Consider the following 22,030-nt stretch of genomic DNA (forward strand, 5'->3'; position numbering starts at 1 on the left):
CCTGGGGGGCGAAAGCGCTTGACGTCTGCTCAACGTTCCGTCCGGCCCCCCGGTTCCGCACGGCGGACCCCGCACCTTCGTCCGGGCGGGGACGCGCGGTGGGCCTGTTCCGTCGGTGGAAGCTGGTAATAAGGGGGGCATGATTGAAGCCCCCGACGCGGCGATGCTGCGCGAAGAGGCCGAGGAGCGGCTGCGGGCCCTGGCCGGCGACCACGCCCGGCTGCGAGACGACCAGTGGTCCGCCATCGAGGCGCTCGTGCTCGACCGGCGCAGGGTGCTCGTCGTGCAGCGCACCGGCTGGGGCAAGTCCGCCGTCTACTTCGTGGCCACAGCCCTGCTGCGCGAGCTCGGCGAGGGCCCCACGGTCATCGTCTCGCCGCTGCTCGCCCTCATGCGCAACCAGATCGCCGCCGCCGAGCGCGCCGGCATCAGGGCCGTCACCATCAACTCCGCCAACCCCGAGGCGTGGGAGGAGATCTACGGCCAGGTCGCCGAGGGCATGGTCGACGTGCTGCTGGTCAGCCCCGAGCGGCTCAACAACCCCGACTTCCGCGACAACGTGCTGCCCGAGCTGGCCGAGAGCGCCGGGCTCGTGGTCGTCGACGAGGCCCACTGCATCTCCGACTGGGGCCACGACTTCCGGCCCGACTACCGCCGGCTCGCCACGCTGTTCGACGAGCTGCCGCCCGGCATCCCGGTGCTGGCCACCACCGCCACGGCCAACGCCCGCGTCACCCGCGACGTCGCCGAGCAGATGGGCGAGGGCACGTTCGTGCTGCGCGGCCCGCTGGAGCGCGAGAGCCTCCACCTGAGCGTCGTCAAGCTGCCCTCGGCCGAGCAGCGCCTGGCCTGGCTGGCCCAGACCCTGCGCGAGCTGCCGGGCTCCGGCATCGTCTACACGCTCACCGTCGCCGCCGCCCACGAGATCGCCGGCTACCTGCGCGAGCAGGGCCACGAGGTGGCCGCCTACTCCGGCCAGACCGACCCGGCCGAGCGGCTGGCCGCGGAGGAGGCGCTGCTCAACAACAAGATCAAGGCGCTGGTCGCCACGAGCGCGCTCGGCATGGGGTTCGACAAGCCCGACCTGGGCTTCGTCGTGCACGTCGGCGCGCCGCAGTCGCCCGTCGCCTACTACCAGCAGGTCGGCCGGGCCGGGCGCGGCGTCGAGCGGGCCGAGGTCATCCTGCTGCCCGGCACGGAAGACCGCGAGATCTGGGCCTACTTCACCTCCCTGGCCTTCCCGCCCGAGCCCGTCGTGCGCGCCACGCTCCAGGCGCTCGAACAGGGCGGCGTGATGTCCACCCAGGCCCTGGAGACCGCGGTCGACCTGAGCCGCAGCCGCCTGGAGATGATGCTCAAGGTCCTCGACGTCGACGGAGCCGTGCGCCGGGTCAAGGGCGGCTGGGAGTCCACCGGCGAGCCCTGGGCCTACGACACCGAGCGCTACGCCCGCATCGCCGCCGAGCGCAAGGCCGAGCAGGACGCCATGCTGCGCTACCTGACCACCGAGGAGTGCCGCGAGCAGTACCTGCGCAGGCACCTCGACGACGACACCGCCACGCCCTGCGGCCGCTGCGACAACTGCACCGGCCGCCACCGCTCGCCGGAGATCGCCGCCCAGGCCGTCGAGACCGCCCGCGAGCGTCTGAGCAGGCCCGGCGTCGAGATCGAGGCGCGCAGGCAGTGGCCCACCGGCCTGGCCGACCTGTCCGGCAGGATCAAGCCCGAACTCGGCGCCGAGCCGGGCCGCGCGCTCGGCCGGCTGACCGACATCGGCTGGGGCAACCGGCTGCGCGAGCTGCTCGCCGGAGCCGACGGGCCGATGGCCGACGACATGTTCAAGGCCGTCGTCCAGGTGTTGTCGGCGTGGGACTGGCAGGAGCGGCCGGTGGCCGTGGTCAACGTGCCGTCGGCCACGCGCCCGCTGCTCGTGCGCGGCTTCGCCGAACGGCTGGCGCAGGTGGGCCGGCTGACCTACCTGGGCGAGCTGGGCTACCGGGCGGGGTCGCCCGGCCGGCAGTTCAACAGCGCCAAGCGCGTCCAGGCGATCAGGGGCACGCTGGCGATGCCGAAGGACCTCGGCGCCGCGATCGCGCAGTGCGGCGGCCCGGTGCTGCTGATCGACGACCGCGTGGACACGGGCTGGACGATGACCCTGGCGGCGGCCCTGATCCGGCACGCCGGCGCGCCGGCGGTGCTGCCGCTCGCGCTGGCCACCACGTCCTGACCGGCGGAAGGAAGCCCGGCCGGGGCAGGGGAAGCCCGGCCGGGGAGCGGGTCAGAACGGCGGGCGCGCGCCCAGGTGCATGATGGCCTTGGCGGCGAGCCGGCACCCGGCGGCCAGCGACTCGGCCGGCGGCTTGCCGGCCAGCCACGGCGGCAGGAACCCGGCCGAGAACGCGTCACCCGCGCCCGTGCCGTCGACGATCTTGTCGACCGGCTCGGCGGCCACCCGGACCGGGTCGGGGCGGCCGTTGCTGAACCACAGCGCGCCCTCGGCGTTCATCTTGATGACGACCTGCGGGAACCACGCGGTGAGCACCTTGGCGGCGGCCTCGGCGTCGTCGCGGCCGGTCAGCACCTTGGCCTGGTCGATGTTGGCGAACAGCAGCTTCGCGCCGTTGGTCCATTCGAGGAACGGCTCGGCGCCCGTGCGCTCCAGCGGCGCCGAGGAGGCGCAGTCGACCGAGATCGACATGCCCGTGCGGCGCGCCATGTCGAGCGCCGCCAGACCGGCGTCGCGCGAGCCCTCGTTGACCAGCGTGTAGCCCGAAAGGTGCAGGTGGGCGCCCGAGGCGAACAGGTCGCGCGGCAGGTCTTCGGGGGACAGGGCGGCGTTGGCGCCCGGGTCGGAGAGCATCGTGCGCTCGCCCTTGTGCGTGACGAGCACCACGCAGGTGCCGGTGGGCCGCTCGGGATCCATGACGAGCCGGGCGTCGACGCCGTAGCCCATCAGCTCCATGTCGCGGTTGCGGCCGGTGATGTCGGCGCCCCGGCGGCCGATGAAGGCCACCTCCGCGCCCTCGACGGCGAGCCACGAGGCGATGTTGGCGCCGGAGCCGCCGCCGTGCATCGTCACGATCGCGGGCGTGTCACTCGCCCTGGCGAGCGCGTAACGGGCGCGCGCGACCGCGTCGGTCATGAGATCGCCCACCACGACGACCCGCGTCATGATGCCACCACCTTGCTGCCTTCAGAACGACCCTGGCCACGGCAAAACTAACAGCTTCCGGGCTGTTCGTGGGGCTGACCCCGGACACCGGGCAGCAGTCGATGCACAAGCGTTGCCCAAGAGGCCCGCCGGTCTTGGCATGTGGGATGCGGGTTTACGCTCGTGGCGTGGAGGCACAGTATCCGGCTCACTGGGAGGCCGACGTCGTCCTGGCCGACGGAGGCACCGCGCACGTGCGCCCCATCAGGCCCGCCGACGCCGACCGTCTGCGTGCTTTCTACTCCCGTCTGTCGGCCGAGTCGATCTATTTCCGGTTCTTCGGCCCACGGCCCCGGCTGTCCGACCGCGACGTCGAGCGCTTCACCAACGTCGACTACGTCAACCGCGTGGCCCTCATCGCCACCATCGGCGCCGAGATGGTCGCGGTCATCCGCTACGACCGCACCGAGCCGGGCGAGGCCGAGGTCGCCTTCCTGGTCGAGGACGCCCACCAGGGCAGGGGCGTGGCCTCCGTGCTGCTGGAGCACCTGGCGGCCACGGCCCGCGAGCGCGGCATCGAGCGGTTCGTCGCCGACGTGCTGCCCGCCAACATGAAGATGATGGGCGTCCTGCGACAGGCCGGCTACACCGCGCAGAGCCAGTTCGCCGACGGCGTCGTCCGCATGACCCTCGACCTGACCCCGACCGAGACCTCGGCCGAGGTGACGACCTCGCGCGAGCACCGGGCCGAGTCGCGGTCGATCGCGCGCCTGCTGGCCCCCGGCTCGGTCGCGGTCATCGGCGCCTCGCGCGAGCCCGGCGGCGTCGGCCAGACCGTCCTGCGCAACCTGCTGGCGGCCGACTTCACCGGCCCGGTCTACCCCGTCCACCGGCAGGTGCGGGCCGTCGCGGGCGTGCGGGCCTACCCCAGCGTGACCGAGATCGACGGCGAGGTCGACCTGGCGGTCGTGGCCGTGCCCGCCGAGGGCGTCCTCGACGTGGTCAAGGAGTGCGCCGAGAAGGGCGTGCACGGGCTGGTCGTGGTCTCCTCCGGGTTCGGCGAGACCGGCGCGTCCGGCCGCGCCCGGCAGGACGAGCTGGCCCGCATCGCCCGCTCCTACGGCCTGCGCGTGGTCGGCCCCAACTGCCTGGGCATCGCCAACACCGACCCGGCCGTCAAGCTCAACGCCACGCTGGCCGCCACCGTGCCGGGCCGCGGCCGGGTGGGCTTCTTCAGCCAGTCGGGCGCGCTCGGCACCGCGCTGCTCCAGCGCGTGGCCCAGCGCGGCATGGGCATCTCGTCGTTCGTCTCGGCCGGCAACCGCGCCGACGTCTCGGGCAACGACCTCCTGCAGTACTGGGAGGAGGACGCCGCGACCGAGGTCATCCTGCTCTACCTGGAGTCGCTGGGAAACCCGCGCAAGTTCACCCGGCTGGCCAGGCGCATCGCGCGCAACAAGCCGATCGTGGTGGTCAAGAGCGGCGGCACCCCGGCCGGCCACTCGGCCGAGGAGCTCGGGCTGCCCGACTCCGCGATCAGCTCCCTGTTCGCCCAGGCCGGCCTGATCAGGGTCGACGACCTCATCCAGCTCTTCGACGTGGGCCAGTTGCTGGCCTACCAGCCGCTGCCCGCCGGGCCCAGGGTCGCGCTCGTGACCAACTCCGACGCCCTCGGCCTGCTGGCCGCCGACTCCTGCCTGGCGGCCGGCCTCGAACCGCGCCCGCCGGTCAACCTGGGCGCCGCGGCCGGGCCGGCCGAGTTCGGCGCGGCGCTCGCCGGCGAGCTGGCCGCCGACGAGGTCGACGCGGCCGTCGTGATCTACATGCCGCCGATCCCCGGCGAGTCGGACGAGGTGGCGGCCGAGCTGCTGCGCGTCTCGCAGGGGTCCGCCAAGCCGGTGCTGGCCACGTTCCGCGGGCATCTCGGCATGCATCCGTCGCTGCGCGTGCCCAGCGGCTCCGGCGGCACGCCCGCGCGGGGCTCCATCCCGTCGTACGCGGCTCCGGAGGAGGCGGTCAGGGCCCTGGCCCACGTCGTGCGGTACGCCACCTGGCGGGCGCATCCGGCCGTGCCGCCGCCCGAGCTCGACGGCCTCGACACAGCCCGCGCCCGCGAGCTGGTGCTGGCCGCGCTGTCCGGCGCCCCTGCCCCGGCGGGGGAGGAGCCGGGCGGGTTCGCCGAGCCGGGCCCGCCGGTCGAGATCGACGCCACCGAGCTGCTGTCGTCCTACGGGCTGACCGTCTGGCCCGCCGAGGTCGTCCGCTCGCCGGAGGAGGCCGTGGCCGCCGCCGAACGGCTCGGCTGGCCCGTGGTGCTCAAGGTGGCCGACCCGGGGGCCTCGCGCCGCGCGGGCACCGTACGCCTGGGGCTCACCGGCCCCGAGATGGTGCGCCACGCCTACGCCGAGTTCGCCGACCAGCTCGGCGAGCGGGTCGAGCTGGCCGTGCAGCGCATGGCGCCGCAGCCGGCCGTGCCCACCGTCGTGGGGGTCGTCGAGGACCGCGCGTTCGGGCCGGTGGTCTCGTTCGGGCTCGGTGAGGTGACCGCCCGGCTGCTGCTCGACCAGGGCTTCCGGCTGGCGCCGCTGACCGGCGAGGATGCCGCCGCCCTGGTGCGTTCCGTACGCGCGGCCCCGCTGCTGTTCGGCGAGTACGGCTACCCGCCCGTCGCCGTCCCCGCCCTGGAGGAGCTGCTCGTCCGCGTGGGCCGCCTGGCCAACGACCTGCCGCAGGTGGCCCGGCTCGACCTCGACCAGGTGCTGGTGGGCGAGTCGGAGGTGCTCATCCTGGGCGCCCGCGCCACTCTGCGCACCCCGGCCGGACCACGCCTGGACGGCGGCCCGAGAAGGCTCTCCTGACCGCGCGCACAATGTCGTTCATGTCTGGACAAAGACGTTCATAGAGCGTTATGTCTGGCGGGTGAGTGCACTGCGCGGCCCTGGCAGGATGGAGGCATGAGGGAAACCCGAGTCTCAGCCGCGGGCCTGCGTGAAGCGATCGAGCGCAGCGGCTACTACCCCGACCTCGTCACCGATGCGGTCGAATCCGCGCTGGGCAAGGAGGCCGTGACCGCGTTCGTGGTCCACCACGAGGCCACCTTCGATCCCGCGATGGAGGTCCGCAGGCACGTCACCGTCCTGGTGCTGTCGACGACGAGGCTGCTGGTCTGCCACACCGACGAGCATCCGGCGGTCGAGGGCGTCTCGGCCTCCCACGCGTCCACGACCACCGAGGCGGTCCGGCTGAGCCGCGTGCAGTCGGTGGCCGTCACCCGCGTGGTGCCCGACCCGGCCTCCTACGTGCCGGGCGTCCCGCCCACGGAGGTCACCCTCACCATCGGCTGGGGCGCGATCTCCCACGTCGACCTGGAGCCGGCCACCTGCGGCGACGAGAACTGCGACGCCGACCACGGCTACACCGGCGCGATCACGGCTGACGACCTGTCGCTGCGGGTCAGCGAGGCGGCCGACGGCCCCGAGGCGGTCACCCACGTGCTGGCCTTCGCCAAGGCCCTGTCCGAGGCCACCGCCCGAGCCGCCGCCTGACCACGACGGCCCGCCGTTCGGCGCATCGCGCGGCCACCCCAGATGACCGTCAGGGCCGCCGCCTGACCACCCCCGGCCACTAGGATGTGGGGATGCTGCCGGACTACGGCGCCGGGTCGCTGGCGGACCTCCCCGGTTCGCTGCTGGCCGCCCTCGGCCTGACCGAGCCCAACCCGCTGGCCCTCGACCCCGCGGCGCGCGTCTGCCTGCTCCTGGTCGACGGCCTGGGGGCCGAGCTGCTCCGCGCCCACCCCGAGACCGCCCCCTTCCTGTCCGCCCTGCCCGCCCGCACCCTCACCGCCGGTTTCCCCGCCACCACCGTCACCAGCCTGTGCTCGCTCGGCACCGGCCTGACCCCGGGCGAGCACGGCATGGTCGGCCTGACGCTGGCCGTCCCCGGCACCGGCCACCTGTTCAACTGCCTGCGCTGGACCCTCCCCGGCGGCCGGACGATGGACCCCGACGAGTGGCAGCCCGCCCCCACCGTCTACCAGCGAGCCGCGGCCCAGGGCGTCGACGCCGTCTACGTCGCCCCCGCCGAGTTCGAGGGCTCCGGCCTGACCAGGGCCGTGTACCGAGGCGTGCGCCACGTGCCCGCCGACGGCGTCGACGACACCGTCGCCCGCGTCGGCGAGGCGCTGCGCGCCGCGCCCCGCGCCCACGTCACCGCCTACTACGGCAAGCTCGACGCCGTCGGCCACATGTCCGGATGGGGTGGCGAGGAGTGGCTGGGCGAGCTGGCCGTCGTCGACGGCCTGGCCCGGCGGCTGGCCGAGTCGCTGCCGCCCGGTTCGGCCCTCTACGTCACCGCCGACCACGGCATGGTCAACGCCACCGAGAAGCTCGACGCCGAGCGGGTGCCCGCGCTGACCGAGGGCGTGGCGCTGCTCGGCGGCGAGGCCCGGGCCAGGCACGTCTACGCCGAACCCGGAGCCGCCGGGCACGTCCTGGAGGCGTGGCGCGCGACGCTCAGCGACCGCGCCTGGGTAGTGTCCAGGCAGGAGGCGGTCGAGTCCGGCTGGTTCGGGCCCCGGGTGCGCGAGGCGTGGCTGGGCCGCATCGGCGACGTCGTGGCCGTGCCCCGCGCCGGTCTGGCCCTCACCGCCCCCACCCGTCATCCGATCGAGGCGCTGTTCACCGGCTACCACGGCTCGCTGACCGCCGCCGAGCTCAACGTCCCGCTGCTGGAGGTATCCACCCGATGAGTGCGCTGATCACGCCCGCCGAGCTCGCCGCGCTGCCCGACGTGTCCGTGCTCGACGTGCGCTGGCGGCTCGGCGGCCCGCCCGGCGTGCAGCTCTATCGAGAGGGGCACCTCGCGGGCGCCGTCTTCTGCGACGTCGACGCCGACCTCGCCGCGCCGCCCGGTCCCGCCGGCCGCCACCCGCTGCCCGGCGCCGACGAGTTCCAGCGGGCCATGCGCGCGCTGGGCGTGTCCGACGGGCGCCCGGTCGTGGTCTACGACGACGCCGGCTCCACGACCGCCGCCCGCGCCTGGTGGGCCCTGCGCTACTTCGGCCACCGGTCCGTACGCGTGCTCGACGGCGGCCTGGCGGCCTGGGCCGAGGCCGGCCTGCCGATCACGAAGGACGAGCCCGAGGTCGCGCCGGGCGACTTCACCGCCAGGCCCGGCGGCATGCCGACGCTGACCGCCGACGAGGCCGCCGCGGTGGCCGCCGAGGGCGTGCTGCTCGACGCCCGCGCCGCCGAGCGGTACCGGGGCGAGGTCGAGCCCGTCGATCCGGTGGCCGGGCACGTGCCCGGCGCGGTGAGCGCGCCCACGACCGGCAACGTCGACCAGGGCGGCAGGTTCCTCGCCCCGGCCGTCCTGCGCGACCGCTTCGCCGGGCTGGGCGTGCGCGAGGGCGTCCCGGTGGGCGCCTACTGCGGGTCGGGGGTCACCGCCGCCCACGAGGTGCTGGCCCTGGAGCTGGCCGGCGTGCCCGCGGCCCTCTACGTCGGCTCCTGGTCGAACTGGGTCGCCGACCTCGCCCGCCCGGTGGCCACCGGCTGACGCCCGAACGCGGTCAGCCGGCCGGACGGACCGGCCGGTCGCCCGCCCCGAAACAGACGAACCCCAGCAGGCCGGTCTTGGCCGACGCGCAGGCCAGAGCCGCGTCCGGCGCCTGCCCATCGGCCAGCAGCTCGTGGAAGGCGCCCATCATGGCCATCGCGGCCTCGTCCCCGATGGGCACCATCCCCGCCACCACGCACGAGCTCCCGCGCGCCAGGAACGTGCCCGGCAGCCCCAGCGGCGCCCCCTCCGCCGGCGTGCGGGCCATGCCCGAGTTGCACGCCGACAACACGACCAGCTCCGGCGCGCGGTGCAGGCCCAGCAGGTCGTAGGCCATGAGCTGCCCGTCGCCGAGGGTGATGCCGGACAGCAGCGGGCTGCGGGCGTGGAAGGCGCCGTGCGCGGCCAGATGGAGGACGTCGGCCTCGCCGAGCGCCGCCAGCACGGCGTCCCGGCGGCCGGGCACCGCCCGCGCGCCCGGATGGCAGGCCAGCACGCGGGCCACCTCCTCCTCCGCGTGGGCCAGCTCGGGCCCGGCCGCCGCAAGCACCACCGGCGCTCCCTCCCGCACGCGGGCCCGCCGCCGCGCGCCCACCCACGCCGCCGCGCTCGCCGCCACGCTCACAGGACGCTCGCGCAGCCCCGGCAGCGCGCCCCAGGGCAGGGTGTGCAGCGGCCCCACCGGCACCACCACCAGCGGCCGGTCACCCAGCTCGGCCGCGAGCGGCCCCAGCAGCAGCCGCTCCAGCTCCGCGCCGGCGCCGGTCAGCTCGGTGAGCGCCTGCGCGGGACCGGCCACGTCGAGCCCCGCACCCCACTGACGCAGGGCGTGGCGCAGCCGCATGATCGCCTCACGCGCCTGCCGCACGCCGCCCAGCCGCCGCAGGATCAGCCGGTCAGCGGTGATCAGCACCACCAGCAGCGTCTCCTCCTCGGCCACGAACTCCACCAGCGCCGCGCCGTCGAGCGCCGCCCGGACCCGGTCGATCTCCACCAGGCCGCACGCGTGTTCCGGCGCCGCGACCGCGCGCCACCGCTCGGCCCACTCGAACACCTCGCCCGCGTACCCGTCGCGCACCGCCAGGCCCAGCCCGAAGGCGGCCAGCCGCTCACCGGACCGGGCCGCGTGCGCCCGCAGCGCCGGATCCTCGAACGTCTCCACCTGTCCGCTCACCTCGGCCAGCCCGTCGCGGACCGCCCGCAGCGCCCCCGTGACGTCCTCCCGCAGGGCCGCCTCCAGAGCCAGGGCGTGCTGGCGGACGGTCGCCGGGATCTGCGCGAGCTGCGTGGTCTGCGGCTCGGGGGCCAGCGAGGTCAGGCGGGTGCCGGCCGGCATCCAGCGTTCGGCGCGCTCGGCGTGCCGGGTGAGCCTGCGCAGCTGCGCCGAGGCCACCGGATGGTCGTCGACGGCCAGCGCCGCCTCGGCCGCGCTCAGCCGCAGCGCCGCGGCGGCGGCCACGTGCGAGGAGACGTCCTCCAGCTCGTCGGCGCACTTGATCAGATCGGTGACCAGCTCGGACGTGACCGGCCCTATCGCCAGCCTGGCGCGCAGGACGACCTCGCCGGCCAGCGGCAGCCACGACAGCCGCTCCTGCTCGGCCAGCTCGCGCGCCGCCTGCTCGGCCACCTGCCGGGCCCGGTGGGGGTCGCCGGTGAGCAGCTCGACCTGGGCCAGCTTCAGCCGCGCCTCGGCCAGCGCCACCTGCGCGCCGGAGGACTCCAGATCGGGCACGGCCAGGCTCAGCATCGCCCTGGCCTCGCCGGGCAGGTGCGCCGCCAGCAGCGCGCCGGCGAAGTCGGCCCGCATCGTGGCCAGCCGCTCGGGGAAGCCGAACAGGGTGTCCTCGGCCTCCCGGTAGTGCTCGAACGCGCCCGCGATGTCCCCCCGCCGCACGGCCAGGAACGGCAGGTTGGCGGCCGACAGCCGGGCCAGGTGGCGCAGGCCGGCGTACTGGGCGATCTGCAGGCAGGCCGCGATGTCGCGCATGGCGGCGTCCCAGTCGCCGCGGTAGGCGTGGATCAGGCCGCGGTTGAGCAGGCCGCCGGCCAGGAAACGCCGGTCGTCGACCGTGCCGGGCGCGGCCACCAGGGCCCGCAGCGACCGGTCGCAGGCGGCGATGGCCTCCTGGTGGCGGCCCAGGTGGGCCAGGGCGACCGCGCGCTGCGTGTCGAGCTTGGCGCGGTCGAGGGGCGACAGGTAGGCCCAGGCCAGGGCGGCCACGCGCAGGGCCTGGAGCGGGTGCCCGCGCTCGGTGCGCACGGTGACCAGCGACAGCCGCGCCTGGGCCTGGCGCTCGGCCGGGGCGCCCGGAGTGGCGATGGCCTGCCGCAGGCAGTGTTCGGCGCTGAGGAGGTCGCCCAGCTCGCGGGCGGCCAGAGCCATGGCGCGCAGCGCGATCGCCTCGGCTTCGGGCGCCTCGGCGCGGCGGGCGGCGGCCAGGACGGTGCGGCCGGCGTAAAGGGCCTGCTCGGGATCGACGTGCGCGCGCAGCACGGCGGCCTCGGCCGCCTCGACGAGCGGGCCGTGGTCGGGTGCTGATCCCGGTGGGGGAGAAGTGACGCTCATGGGGGGCTGACCGGCGGGGAGGAGGGGTGGGGGCGTACTGCGTGGGCGGCGGCGTCACGGCCGGATGCGCACCCACCTGGTCTGGACGGGGGCATGACCGGGACGGTGGCACACGATGCTCAGCCATCCGGGCGGCAGCCCGGTGGCGGCGAACCGGCCGTCCTGGGCGACCTGCCGGGTGAGCGTCAGGTGGGGGGTGCGCACGTCGATGGCGGCGCCCTCCCCGGGATCAGGAAAGATCTGCCCGGCGACGTCGATCAGCCCGTCGCCCACGGTCACCTCCAGGTCGAAGGTGAGACCGTCGGTGACGAACCGCACCAGATGCGAGCCGTCGTCGCGGTCGGGCGCGCCGGACCGCGCCGCCCGGCCACCGCCGTGGTCGGCGGGGTTGGCGGTCACCGCCTGGGGGACGCGCAGCCCGTAGATGTCACGCGCGGCGGCCGACACGTGCCCGGGCATCGGATCCATGCCGGCGGCCAGCCGGAGCGCCGCCAGGAAGTACTCGTCGTTGATCATTGCGCTGTCTCCTGTAGTGAGAGCAGAGTGCGCAGTTTCTCCAGGCAGCGGGCCCTGGTCGGCCCCACGCTGCCCACGGGCAATCCGAGCCGCATCGCCATCTGCTGGTTTCCCAGATCGGTCGCGACCAGCTGCAGCAGCGTGCGGCAGGGTTCCTGCAGGGCGGAGACCGACTTCCACAGCAGCCGCCTGCCGTCGGCCTCCAGCACGGCGGACGCCGGATCGGGCTCCTCGACGGCCCCGAAGGTGGGCCTGCCCTCCGGATCGGCGACCAGCAGGCCCGACGGCTCCTTCCGGAGCAGGAGGAGCGCCTCACGGCGGGTGGTGGTCATCAGCCAGCCGCCCACCCGCGAGGGGTCGCGGATGTCGTGCATGTGCTGGAGCAGCCGCAGCCAGGCGCCCTGGACCGCGTCGGCGGCGTCGGCCTCGCCCAGCCCGCACGAGCGGGCCAGCGCCCACATGCGCGGGCCGAACCGGGACTCCATCTCGTCCCAGGCGGATCGGTCGCCGTCGGCCGCGTCGCGGAGCAGCTCCGCCGGATCGCGCAAGTCGCTCATGCGGCCTCCTTTCGTCCCGCACGGGGAGGTCATCCTGCCTCACCGTGATTGGCCGAGGACTGAGCGTAAACTCTACAGACTCGTCGGTACGAGAACTCCCAGATCGGGAATTTGCCGGGACTGCCGGGGGTCGAGCAGTCGTTCGACGGCTTCCTTGGCGGGTTCGCGCCGGGCGGCGTCGGCCACGGCCCCCGACACCAGCGCGGTGGCGAACGACGTGCCGCTCCAGGCCGCGTAGCCGGCGAACTCGCCGGTGTCCAGGAAACTGCTGGTCAGCCAGTCGCCGCGGGCGCAGGCGTCGACCCAGGTGCCGTACCCGGAGAAGGGCGCGCGGCGCTCCTGGGCGGCGTCGAGGGCCGCCACGCCCACCGCGCACGGCAGGGCGGCGGGCCAGAACGGCCGGTCGGAGGCAGTGTTGCCGGCGCAGGCCACTGTCACGGTGTCCTTCAGCGCGCCGATGGCGTCGGCCAGCAGGGGCGGCGGCCGGTCGTCGAAGGAGTGGCAGCCGAAGGAGAGGTTGAGCACCTGGGGCGGGTCCTCGCGCATGCGGTGGAGGGTGCGCACCACGGTCGCCTCGTCGCCCAGGCCGTCGCCGTCGAGCACCCGGCGGACCCGCAGCCGGGCGCCCGGGGCCCGGCGGGCCAGCAGGCCGGCGACGAACGTGCCGTGCCCGGCCTGCGCCCCCTGGGCCGCGTCGGCGCTCTCCGGGCCGAGCCTGGAGTACCAGTCGCTGCCCGACCACCACGGGTGCTTGGCCACGCCGGTGTCGAGCAGGGCCACGACCACGTCCGAACGCGACCTGGCCGGCCTGAAGGATATGGGCGGCGTGGGGAACGGCCGGGACGCCGGTCCGCCGAAGAACAGCGGCTGGCCGGTGAGCACGTGGTTGGGTGAGGCCCGGAAGCCCCGGTCACGAAGCTCGGCGGTGATCTCGCACGGGTCCACCCCGGCCGACAGATGCAGGACGGTGACCCCGTCGGCCTCGGAGACCGCCTGCGTCCAGCGGGCGGCGGCCGACACCGCGCCCCGGTCGACCAGCACCTGACCTGGCCGGATGAACGCCTCGCCGACAGATTGCATGTCCATGAGCCGGTTGTTTCCCCGCCCGCCACAACTGTCACGTGACACGCCCGCACCAACTTGGTATGGCCCCCCTCTGGTGTCCGATGGCGACCGACGGTAGTCTTCCCCTAGTCACTTGTGATCATCCCGGGGCGAGGCCGTTGGGGAAGGCGCACCTCGTACCGAAACGGGAGGTCCGGTGTCTGCTCGTGGCGTGCTTTACGTCCACTCGGCTCAGCCCGCGCTGTGCCCTCACATCGAATGGGCAGTCGCGGGTGTCCTCGGCGTGCCCGTTGATCTGACGTGGACTCCGCAACCAGCCGCGCCGAACGTCGTGCGCGCGCAGGCGGAGTGGGAGGGCCGCGCCGGCATCGCGGCGGCCATCGCCTCTTCCCTCATGGGCTGGCAGCGCCTGAGATTCGAGATCACCGAGGATCCCTCGCCCGGCGTCGACGGCTCCAGACACGCCTACACGCCGACGCTCGGCGCCTTCACGGCGGTCATCGGCGCGGCCGGGGACATCATGATCCCCGAAGACCGCCTGCGTGCCGCCATGATGATGGCCGCCCAGGGCCGGTGCGTGCTGGAGGACGAGCTCGACAAGCTGCTCGGCCGGCCGTGGGACGAAGAGCTGGAGCCGTTCAGGTACGCCGGCGACGGCGCTCCCGTCCGCTGGCTGCACGCCGCCGTCTGACCCCTCCCGCCTCCCGCCGAGCGCCTGCCGGGGCGGCCCGCGGCAAGCACGTCATGCCCTGGAGCCGTCCGGCTTCCCGAACAACGGAAAGGCCCCGCACCGGGTCGCGGTGCGGGGCCTTTCGCGTGGAACCGTCCTCTACAGCGGGATGTTGCCGTGGGCGCCCCTGGCCGGGGTGGCCTGGGCGAGCACCTTGGCGATGGCGCCGCGCGTCTCGGCGGGCTTGATCACCTCGTCGATGACGCCCAGCTCCTGGGCGCGGGCCAGGCCGCCGGCGAGCTGCTCGTGCTCCTCGGCGAGCCGCTGCTCCAGCGCGGGCCGCTCCTCCTCGGACGCGGCGGCGAGCTCGCGCCGCTTGAGCACGCGCACCGCCGCCACCGCCCCCATGACCGCCACCTGGGTGGTCGGCCAGGCGAACACCTTGGTGGCGCCCAGCGCCCGCGAGTTCATCGCGATGTACGCCCCGCCGTACGCCTTGCGCGTGACCACGGTGACCCGGGGCACCGACGCCTCGGCGAAGGCGTGCAGCAGCTTGGCGCCGCGCCGGACGACGCCGTCGTGCTCCTGGCCGACGCCCGGCAGGTAACCGGGTACGTCCACGAGGACAACCAACGGCACTCCGAACGCGTCACACATACGTACGAAGCGAGCGGCTTTCTCGGCGGACGTGGCGTCGAGGCAGCCGCCCAGCCGCAACGGGTTGTTGGCGACGACGCCGACCGTCCGGCCGCCGAGACGGCCCAGGGACGTGACGACGTTGGGCGCCCATTTGGCGTGCAGTTCGACGCCGGCCTCGTCGAGCAGGCCGTTGACCAGCGGCTTGACGTCGTAGGCCCGGCGCGCGGACTCCGGCAGCAGCGAGGAGAAGTCGACCTCCTCGACCGCGCCGGGCCGCACCCGGCCCTGGTGACCGAGCAGCGTGGCGAGCCGGCGCGCCTGGAGGTAGGCCTCGGCCTCGGTCTTGGTGACGACGTGCACGACGCCGCTGCGCCTGCTGTGCGGCTCGGGGCCGCCCAGCGCCTCGCTGTCGACGCTCTCGCCGGTGACGCTGCGCACGACGTCGGGGCCGGTCACGAAGATGCGGCCGGTGTCGGCCAGGATCACCAGGTCGGTGAGCGCGGGGCCGTAGGCGGCGCCGCCGGCCGCCGGGCCGACGACCACCGAGATCTGCGGTACGACGCCCGACGCCTTGGTCATGGCCGCGAACACCCGGCCGACTGCGTGCAGCGACTCGACGCCTTCGGCGAGCCGGGCGCCGCCGGAGTGCCAGATGCCGATGACCGGCACCCGCTCGCGGACGGCCACGTCGTAGGCGTGCACGATGTGCTCGCAGCCCTCGCTGCCCATCGCGCCGCCCTGGTAGCGCGCGTCGCTGCAGAAGGCGGCGACGGGCACGCCCTCGATCCTGCCCATGGCGGCCAGGACGCCGCTGTTGTCCTGCGGGGTGATGAGCCGCAGCGAGCCCTCGTCGAGCAGCGCTGCCAGGCGGACGACTGGATCGCGGGGGTCGGCGGGCTCCTGGCCGGAGCCTTCACCCACCACCCGGCTGTCCAGTACGGTCATCAAGCCCCCTTGAAGACGACGGTCACGTTGTGCCCGCCGAACCCGAAGGAGTTGTTGACCGCGGCGATGTCGCCCTGCGGCAGCGAGCGGTTCGCGCCGTGGACGATGTCGACCTCGATGCCGTCGTCGAGGTTGTCGAGGTTGATGGTGGCCGGGACGATCCGCTCCTGCAGCGCCTTGATCGTGAAGACGGACTCGATGCCGCCGGCGCCGCCGAGCAGGTGACCGGTCATGGACTTGGTCGAGGTGACCAGCGGGTGGGTGCCGATGGCCTTGGCCACGGCCTGCACCTCGCCGACGTCGCCCGCCGGGGTGGAGGTGGCGTGCGCGTTGACGTGCTTGACGTCGAGGCCGGTGATCTCGGCGTCGGTCAGCGCCTGCGTCATCGCCATGATGATGCCGCGGCCCTCGGGCTCGGGCTGGGTGATGTGGTGGGCGTCGGCCGAGTAGCCGACGCCGGAGGCGTAGGCGTAGATGCGCGCGCCGCGCGCCTTGGCGTGCTCCTCGGACTCCAGCACCACGATGCCGGCGCCCTCGCCGAGCACGAACCCGTCACGGTCGCGGTCCCACGGCCGGGAGGCGCCCTGCGGGTCGTCGTTGCGGGTGGACATCGCCCGCGCGGCGGCGAAGGCGGCGATGTTGAGGCCGTGGATGGCGGCCTCGGTGCCGCCGGCGACCACCACGTCGGCGCGGCCGAGCCGGATCATGTCCATGGCGTAGCCGATCGCCTCGGCGCCGGAGGCGCAGGCGGAGACGGTGGCGTGCACGCCCGCCTGGGCGCCCAGGTCGATGCCGATCCAGGCGGCCGGGCCGTTGGGCATGAGCATCGGCACGGTGAAGGGCGACAGCCGGTTCCAGCCGCGCTCCTTCCACGTGTCGTAGGCGGTCAGGGTGGTGCTGATGCCGCCGATGCCGCTGGAGACCACGACGCCCAGCCGCTCGGGGGCCACCTCGGGGGCGCCGGCGTCCTGCCAGGCCTCCCTGGCGGCGACCAGGGCGAACTGCTCGCTGCGGTCGAGACGGCGGGACTCGGGGCGGGGCAGCACCTCGGTGGGGTCGACCGCCGCCGTCCCCGCGAACCGCACGGGGACGGAGTCGATCCACTCCGTGGTGAGGGTCTCCACACCCGACTGACCGGCGAGGAGCGCCGTCCAGGTCGAGGTGACGTCTCCACCGACGGGCGTCGTCGCGCCGAGCCCGGTGACGACGACACGTACCCGGTTCGCACTCACGTTTTCGCGCTCCTTACTGGTCAGAACTGCTGGGTGTCAGGCCTGGATGAAGTTGAGGACGTCCTTGACCGTCTTCAGGTTCTTCAGCTGGTCGTCGGGGATCTCGACGCCGAACTCGTCCTGAGCGGCCACGGCGATCTCGACCATGGACAGGGAGTCGATGTCGAGGTCGTCGACGAAGCTCTTCTCGGGGGTCACCTCGCCGGCCGGAATGCCGGTGATCTCGTTGATGATCTTGCCGAGGCCCGCGAGGATCTCCTGCTCGGTGGCAGCCATGTCGCTACTTCTCCTTCATTTTCTGGTTTCTGTACGGCTTCCGCCGTACGAGCTGAGGTACGGCGGGAGCCGTACCGGATCCTACGGAATCTCGATCACTTGGCCCGCATAGGTCAGACCGGCGCCGAAGCCGAGGATGAGCGCGAGGTCGCCTGAGCGGACCTCGCCGCGCTCCAGCATCCGCGAGAGCGCGAGCGGGATGGAGGCCGCCGACGTGTTGCCCGCGGTGACGATGTCACGGCCGATGACGGCCTTGTCGGCACCGAGCTTGCGCGCGATGGCCTCGATGATGCGCAGGTTGGCCTGGTGGGGGACGAACGCCGCCAGCTCCGAGGGGTCGACCCCGGCGCGGGCGCACGCCTCCAGTGCCACCGGGTGCAGCGCGGTGGCCCAGCGGAAGACCGTCTGGCCCTCCTGGGAGAGGAACTTCGTCCGGTCGGCGATGGAGATGGCCTCGGACTTGTCGCCGGCGCTGCCCCAGACGACCGGGCCGATGCCGGGCGTGTCGGTCGGGCCGACCACCGCGGCGCCGGCGCCGTCGGCGAAGATCACGGCCGTGGACCGGTCGGTCCAGTCGACCCACTGTGACAGCTTCTCCGAGCCGACGACCAGCACGTTCCTGGCCGCGCCGCCGCGGACGGCGGCGCTGGCGGTGGCCAGCGCGTAGCAGAAGCCGGCGCAGGCGGCGTTGACGTCGAAGGCGCCCGGGGACTTGATGCCCAGCCGGTGGGCCACGACCGCCGCGGCGTTGGGGATCTGGGTCTCCAGCGTGCAGGTGGCCACGATCACCAGGTCGACCTCGTCGGGGGTCAGGCCGCTGGCGGCCAGCGCCTTGCCGCCGGCCTGGACCGCCATGTCCTCGACGGACTCGGTGGCCGAGGCGACCCGGCGCTCCTTGATCCCGACGCGGGACTGGATCCACTCGTCGTTGGTGTCCATGGTCTTGGCCAGGTCGTCGTTGGTGACGACGTTGTCCGGCTGGTAATGGCCAAGGGCCAGAATCCGGGCGCCGGGGGCGATGTCGGGGATCCTCACTTGATCAGCTCCCTGGCCGCGTCGAGGTCGTCGGGTGTCTTCAGCGCCACGGTCTCGACGCCGCGCAGGCCGCGCTTGGCGAGCCCCGTCAGCGTGCCGCCGGGCAGCAGCTCGATCATCTTGGTCACGCCCAGCTCGGCCATCGTCGCCATGCACAGGTCCCAGCGGACGGGGCTGCTGATCTGCGAGATGAGCCGCTGGACGAACTCGGCGCCGCCGGCGGCGGGCCGGCCGTCGGCGTTGGACAGCAGCGTGACCTGCGGGTCGCCGGGCACGACGTTCCAGGCCGCCTCGCGCAGGGCGTCGACGGCGGGGGCCATGTGCTCGGTGTGGAACGCGCCGGCCACCTTGAGCGGGATGAGCCTGGCGCGGGCGGGCGCGTCGTCCTTGAAGGCGGCGAGCTGCTCCAGCGTGCCGCCCGCCACGATCTGGCCCGCGCCGTTGATGTTGGCCGGGGTCAGCGCGTGACGCTCGATCGCGGCCAGCACGTCGGCCTCCACGCCGCCGAGCACGGCGGTCATGCCGGTCTCGGTGACGGCGGCGGCCTTGGCCATGGCCTGGGCGCGCTCGCGGACCAGGCCCAGGGCCTGCTCGGAGGTGAGCACCCCGGCCAGCGCGGCCGCGGCGAACTCGCCCACGCTGTGGCCGGCCAGCACGTCGGGGGAGGCCCCCAGCGCTTCGGCGGCGGCCAGCGCGGCGGCCACCAGCAGCGGCTGGGCCACGGCGGTGTCGCGGATCTCGTCGGCGTCGGCCGTGGTGCCGTAGGCCACCAGGTCGATCCCGGCGACCTCCGACCAGGCGCCGAGTCTGTCGGCCAGACCGGGCAACTCAAGCCAGGGGGTCAGGAAGCCTGGGGTTTGGGCGCCTTGGCCCGGAGCGACGAGTACAAGCACAAAAACCACCATGCCCTGTAGAACTTCGACACGCGGATGGAGATCCGTACGAACTTTGTCCCGGGTGCTTTGTAGGAACCCTACAGTGAAGATTTCGGGAATGTTACGTTAGGGCCCGCCATGCCGCGGCGCCTTCGGAAAGCCGGCCCAGGATGAGACCGACCTGCAGCGTGAAGGCCGACCTGCCCTCGGTGGGCTGGTAGCCCGTGAGCTCGGTGATCTTCTTCAGACGGTAGCGGACCGTGTTCGGGTGCACGAACAGCAGCCGCGCCGTCGCCTCCAGGGAGGTGCCCTGTTCGAGGTAGGTGGCCAGCGTATCGAGCAGGGGTGTGCCGGCCAACGGCAGGTAGACGTTCTCGATGAGCTGCTCCCTGGCGTCGGCGTCGCCGTCGAGGGCGCGTTCGGCCAGCAGGTCCTCGGCGTGCACCGGCCTGGGGGCGTCCGGCCAGCCCGCGGACGCCTTCAGCCCGGCCAGCGCGGCCCGCGCCGACCGCGCGGCGGCGTGCAGGTCGGGCACCTCGGGACCGATGACGATCGGGCCCACGCCGAAGCGCGCCACGACCTGCCGGGCCGCGTCGTGGACGCTGTCGGCGCCGCCCACGATCACGATCAGCCGGTCGGCCTGCACGCCTGCCAGCAGGTCCATGCCGATGCGGCGGCCCTTGTCGCGCAGGCCGTCGATGACCGCGCGCGGGTCGTCGTCGGGGGCGTGCCCGGCGATCACGACGACGGGGGAGGAGGTCCAGCCGAGGGCGGCGGCCCAGGAGTGGAGGCCGTCGTCGACCTCGCCGCGCACCAGCGCGTCGACGATCAGCGCCTCCAGCCTGGCGTCCCAGGAGCCGCGGGCCTCGGCCTCGCGGGCGTAGACGTGCGCGGCGGCGAAGGCCACGTCGCGGGTGTAGCGCAGCATGGCCTGCTGGAGCTGGTCCTCGCCGCCCGGCGCGGCCAGCTCGTCGGTCTGGGCCTCGACCACCTCGACCACGATCCGGACGATGTCGACCGTCTGCTGGAGCGAGATCGAGCGCTTGAGCTCGCGTGGGGCCGTGCCGAAGAACTCGATGCTGGGCGTCGGCCGGTTCTCGCCGGCGTGCTGGAACCACTCCACGAACGCGGCGATGCCGGCCTGGGCGACCAGGCCCACCCACGAGCGGTCCTCGGCGCTGAGCGCCCGGAACCAGGGGAGCTGGTCGTCCATGCGGGCCATCGCCGCCGTGCCGAGCGCGCCCATGGCGCGCTCGAGCCTTCGCGTGGTGTCCTCCCGGGTCCGGTCTGTCACGCCTCCTAGAGTGCCAGGTCGCTTCCGATGACCGGAACGGTGGTGTTTCAGATGACCGCAACCGCCGTGATCAGGCCGATCGCCACGTGGGTGACCGCCAGCAGGCGCGCGCCGGGCTGCAGCTCCGGCTCCTTCACCAGCTCGCGTACGGAGATCCCGACGACCTTGTCGAACACCAGCATCGCCACCGTCTGCACCACGATGCCGACCAGCCCGAACACGGCCGTGCCCGCGAGCCCCTCGGCCAGCCGGCCGCCGGAGGACCAGATGGACGCGGCCACGATGAGCCCGATCGCCGCCAGCGCGGACGTCGTGAGCAGCGTCGCGTTCGCGTTGCGCTGGGTGCGGATGATCTCGCTCAGCTTGCCGGGCGTGGCCCAGTCGATCACGTAGAAGCCGACGATCAGCAGGATCACGCCGACGGCCGCGTACGCGGCGATCGCGCCGGCGCCGCGGGCCAGGACTTCGAGAAGGGTCACGTCATTTCCAATCACGGGGGTGCTTCAGTTCGCGATGCGATGAGGGACGAAGGAGGAGGTGTCGTCGGTGATCAGGCCGGTGGTCTCCCTGATGCCGAGCCCGGCGGCCTCGTCGGCGACCACCCAGGCGCCGAGCACCGGCCGCTGGCCCTCGAACGCGGGCAGGGCCTCGAACCCCTGGAAGACGTAGCCTTCCCGGCCGTAACGGCCCGGGGTCTCCTGGGCGCCCTCGGGGGTGACGACGCGCATCGAGGCGCCCTCCCGGCCCAGCAGCGGCTTGGCGATGTAGGAGGTCAGCTCGCGCGGCCCGTCGAGGTAGGCGGGCAGCAGGTTGGGATGGCCGGGGTAGAGCTCCCACAACACGGCGAGCAGCGCCTTGTTCGACAGCAGCGACTTCCACAGCGGCTCGATCCAGGTGGAGTGGCGCACCGCGTGCCGGCCGAAGTCGTCGGCGAGCATCCACTCCCAGGGGTAGAGCTTGAACGCCGAGCGGATCATCTCCTCCCCGGCGTCGACGAAACGGCGGTTGAGCTCGTCCCAGCCGATGTCCTCCATGGCGACGGCGACCGTCCGCCGGCCCGCCTGCTCGGCGGTCTCCTGCAGGTAGGCGACCGTCATGGCCTCCTCGCCCGTCTCGTCGGCGTTGGTGAAGGCGAAGTGCGTGGGGCCGGGCGGCAGCGGCAGCTCGCGCCAGCGCTCGATGAGCCGCTCGTGCAGGGAGTTCCACTGGTCGTCGCCGGGGTGGACGTCCTGCAGCCAGAACCACTGGATCACCGACGACTCCACCAGCGACGTCGGCGTGTCGGCGTTGTACTCCAGCAGCCGGGCCGGGCCGGTGCCGTCGTAGCGCAGGTCGAAGCGGCCGTACAGGTGGGGGTCGCGGCGCTCCCAGGAGCGGGCCACGGCGTCCCTGGCCCACTCGGGGACGGCGAAGTCGGCGTAGCGGCCGGTGGAGACGACGTGCTCGACGGCCCGCAGGCACATGCCGTGCAGCTCCTCGACCTGCTCCTCCAGCGACTCCACCTCCTCCAGGGACAGGACGTAGTGGACCGACTCGTCCCAGTAGGGCCTGCTCAGGCCCTCGGGGTGGGCCACCCGGTGGTAGGCCAGGCCCTGGCTCTCGATCGTCTTCTCCCAGCCGGGACGGGCGATGCCATGCTCGCGGCGCACG

Annotated in this window: 19 protein-coding genes; 6 read left to right on the forward strand and 13 right to left on the reverse strand. The window is 73.8% G+C overall.

Features of this window, described 5'->3' with window-relative positions:
* The first annotated feature begins 139 nt into the window (after positions 1-139).
* The gene (locus tag AB0C33_RS06485) at positions 140-2,227 is read left to right on the forward strand and encodes a RecQ family ATP-dependent DNA helicase (protein ID WP_358284275.1); all 2,088 of its coding nucleotides are present in this window, start codon (positions 140-142) and stop codon (positions 2,225-2,227) included.
* 51 nt (positions 2,228-2,278) lie between these two features.
* On the opposite strand, the gene AB0C33_RS06490 is transcribed toward AB0C33_RS06485, so the two are convergent.
* Positions 2,279-3,172: a sugar kinase gene (locus AB0C33_RS06490; RefSeq protein WP_352323632.1), complete on the reverse strand. Its 894-nt coding sequence runs from the start codon at positions 3,170-3,172 to the stop codon at positions 2,279-2,281.
* Positions 3,173-3,339: 167 nt separating this feature from the next.
* Between AB0C33_RS06490 and AB0C33_RS06495 the strand changes: the two genes are divergently transcribed.
* From AB0C33_RS06495 to AB0C33_RS06510, 4 genes are all read left to right on the forward strand, one after another.
* On the forward strand, positions 3,340-6,009 hold the full coding sequence (locus AB0C33_RS06495) for a GNAT family N-acetyltransferase (protein WP_358284279.1): 2,670 nt from the start codon (positions 3,340-3,342) through the stop codon (positions 6,007-6,009).
* Between the two features lie 96 nt (positions 6,010-6,105).
* On the forward strand, positions 6,106-6,696 hold the full coding sequence (locus AB0C33_RS06500) for a DUF5998 family protein (protein ID WP_352323634.1): 591 nt from the start codon (positions 6,106-6,108) through the stop codon (positions 6,694-6,696).
* 92 nt (positions 6,697-6,788) lie between these two features.
* Positions 6,789-7,901 carry a nucleotide pyrophosphatase/phosphodiesterase family protein gene (locus AB0C33_RS06505; protein ID WP_358284282.1) on the forward strand — a complete coding sequence of 371 codons (1,113 nt, stop codon included), beginning with the start codon at positions 6,789-6,791 and terminating at the stop codon, positions 7,899-7,901.
* A complete protein-coding gene (locus tag AB0C33_RS06510) occupies positions 7,898-8,710 on the forward strand; it encodes a sulfurtransferase (RefSeq protein WP_358284284.1) in 813 nt (270 codons plus the stop codon). The genes AB0C33_RS06505 and AB0C33_RS06510 overlap by 4 nt, the downstream gene beginning before the upstream one ends.
* A gap of 13 nt (positions 8,711-8,723) precedes the next feature.
* On the opposite strand, the gene AB0C33_RS06515 is transcribed toward AB0C33_RS06510, so the two are convergent.
* From AB0C33_RS06515 to AB0C33_RS06530, 4 genes are all read right to left on the reverse strand, one after another.
* Positions 8,724-11,276 carry a CHAT domain-containing tetratricopeptide repeat protein gene (locus AB0C33_RS06515; RefSeq protein ID WP_358284287.1) on the reverse strand — a complete coding sequence of 851 codons (2,553 nt, stop codon included), beginning with the start codon at positions 11,274-11,276 and terminating at the stop codon, positions 8,724-8,726.
* Positions 11,277-11,330: 54 nt separating this feature from the next.
* Positions 11,331-11,792, reverse strand: coding sequence for a hypothetical protein (locus tag AB0C33_RS06520; protein WP_352323638.1), 462 nt, complete (start codon positions 11,790-11,792; stop codon positions 11,331-11,333).
* Positions 11,789-12,349, reverse strand: a complete 561-nt coding sequence (locus AB0C33_RS06525) for a sigma-70 family RNA polymerase sigma factor (protein WP_352357697.1) — start codon at positions 12,347-12,349, stop codon at positions 11,789-11,791. Before AB0C33_RS06525 ends, AB0C33_RS06520 begins: the two co-directional genes overlap by 4 nt.
* Before the next feature lie 72 nt (positions 12,350-12,421).
* Positions 12,422-13,435 (reverse strand): S8/S53 family peptidase, encoded by a 1,014-nt coding sequence (locus AB0C33_RS06530; protein WP_358284289.1) that lies wholly within the window; start codon positions 13,433-13,435, stop codon positions 12,422-12,424.
* A 175-nt stretch (positions 13,436-13,610) separates the two neighbouring features.
* Here AB0C33_RS06530 and AB0C33_RS06535 point away from each other — a divergent pair, with 175 nt between their 5' ends.
* Entirely contained in the window at positions 13,611-14,105 is a 495-nt protein-coding gene (locus AB0C33_RS06535) for a DUF3145 domain-containing protein (RefSeq protein WP_352323642.1), read from the forward strand.
* A gap of 138 nt (positions 14,106-14,243) precedes the next feature.
* On the opposite strand, the gene AB0C33_RS06540 is transcribed toward AB0C33_RS06535, so the two are convergent.
* The 8 genes from AB0C33_RS06540 to AB0C33_RS06575 all read right to left on the reverse strand — a co-directional run bounded on the left by AB0C33_RS06540 (position 14,244) and on the right by AB0C33_RS06575 (position 22,029).
* Positions 14,244-15,668 carry a carboxyl transferase domain-containing protein gene (locus AB0C33_RS06540; protein WP_358284291.1) on the reverse strand — a complete coding sequence of 475 codons (1,425 nt, stop codon included), beginning with the start codon at positions 15,666-15,668 and terminating at the stop codon, positions 14,244-14,246.
* Positions 15,668-16,900: a beta-ketoacyl-ACP synthase II gene (gene fabF, locus AB0C33_RS06545; RefSeq protein WP_358284293.1), complete on the reverse strand. Its 1,233-nt coding sequence runs from the start codon at positions 16,898-16,900 to the stop codon at positions 15,668-15,670. The genes AB0C33_RS06540 and fabF overlap by 1 nt, the downstream gene beginning before the upstream one ends.
* A gap of 36 nt (positions 16,901-16,936) precedes the next feature.
* Positions 16,937-17,176, reverse strand: a complete 240-nt coding sequence (locus AB0C33_RS06550) for an acyl carrier protein (protein WP_125639869.1) — start codon at positions 17,174-17,176, stop codon at positions 16,937-16,939.
* 81 nt (positions 17,177-17,257) lie between these two features.
* Entirely contained in the window at positions 17,258-18,211 is a 954-nt protein-coding gene (locus AB0C33_RS06555; protein ID WP_358284296.1) for a beta-ketoacyl-ACP synthase III, read from the reverse strand.
* Positions 18,208-19,104 carry an ACP S-malonyltransferase gene (locus AB0C33_RS06560; RefSeq protein WP_358284298.1) on the reverse strand — a complete coding sequence of 299 codons (897 nt, stop codon included), beginning with the start codon at positions 19,102-19,104 and terminating at the stop codon, positions 18,208-18,210. The genes AB0C33_RS06555 and AB0C33_RS06560 overlap by 4 nt, the downstream gene beginning before the upstream one ends.
* A 103-nt stretch (positions 19,105-19,207) precedes the next feature.
* A complete protein-coding gene (locus AB0C33_RS06565) occupies positions 19,208-20,332 on the reverse strand; it encodes a helix-turn-helix domain-containing protein (RefSeq protein WP_352358034.1) in 1,125 nt (374 codons plus the stop codon).
* Positions 20,333-20,427: 95 nt separating this feature from the next.
* Positions 20,428-20,859, reverse strand: coding sequence for a DUF350 domain-containing protein (locus AB0C33_RS06570; protein ID WP_352323647.1), 432 nt, complete (start codon positions 20,857-20,859; stop codon positions 20,428-20,430).
* A gap of 24 nt (positions 20,860-20,883) precedes the next feature.
* Positions 20,884-22,029, reverse strand: a complete 1,146-nt coding sequence (locus tag AB0C33_RS06575; RefSeq protein WP_358284300.1) for a glutathionylspermidine synthase family protein — start codon at positions 22,027-22,029, stop codon at positions 20,884-20,886.
* Position 22,030 lies beyond the last annotated feature (1 nt).

It is taken from the genome of Nonomuraea sp. NPDC048881 (assembly GCF_040649795.1).
Lineage (GTDB): Bacteria > Actinomycetota > Actinomycetes > Streptosporangiales > Streptosporangiaceae > Nonomuraea.

Excerpts from the sequence above, each read along its gene's own strand:
- AB0C33_RS06485 (WP_358284275.1), top strand. The coding sequence starts at position 140 with ATGATTGAAGCCCCCGACGCGGCGATGCTGCGCGAAGAGGCCGAGGAG.
- AB0C33_RS06490 (WP_352323632.1), bottom strand. The coding sequence starts at position 3,172 with ATGACGCGGGTCGTCGTGGTGGGCGATCTCATGACCGACGCGGTCGCG.
- AB0C33_RS06500 (WP_352323634.1), top strand. The coding sequence starts at position 6,106 with ATGAGGGAAACCCGAGTCTCAGCCGCGGGCCTGCGTGAAGCGATCGAG.
- AB0C33_RS06505 (WP_358284282.1), top strand. The coding sequence starts at position 6,789 with ATGCTGCCGGACTACGGCGCCGGGTCGCTGGCGGACCTCCCCGGTTCG.
- AB0C33_RS06510 (WP_358284284.1), top strand. The coding sequence starts at position 7,898 with ATGAGTGCGCTGATCACGCCCGCCGAGCTCGCCGCGCTGCCCGACGTG.
- AB0C33_RS06515 (WP_358284287.1), bottom strand. The coding sequence starts at position 11,276 with ATGAGCGTCACTTCTCCCCCACCGGGATCAGCACCCGACCACGGCCCG.
- AB0C33_RS06520 (WP_352323638.1), bottom strand. The coding sequence starts at position 11,792 with ATGATCAACGACGAGTACTTCCTGGCGGCGCTCCGGCTGGCCGCCGGC.
- AB0C33_RS06525 (WP_352357697.1), bottom strand. The coding sequence starts at position 12,349 with ATGAGCGACTTGCGCGATCCGGCGGAGCTGCTCCGCGACGCGGCCGAC.
- AB0C33_RS06530 (WP_358284289.1), bottom strand. The coding sequence starts at position 13,435 with ATGGACATGCAATCTGTCGGCGAGGCGTTCATCCGGCCAGGTCAGGTG.
- AB0C33_RS06540 (WP_358284291.1), bottom strand. The coding sequence starts at position 15,668 with ATGACCGTACTGGACAGCCGGGTGGTGGGTGAAGGCTCCGGCCAGGAG.
- AB0C33_RS06550 (WP_125639869.1), bottom strand. The coding sequence starts at position 17,176 with ATGGCTGCCACCGAGCAGGAGATCCTCGCGGGCCTCGGCAAGATCATC.
- AB0C33_RS06565 (WP_352358034.1), bottom strand. The coding sequence starts at position 20,332 with ATGGGCGCGCTCGGCACGGCGGCGATGGCCCGCATGGACGACCAGCTC.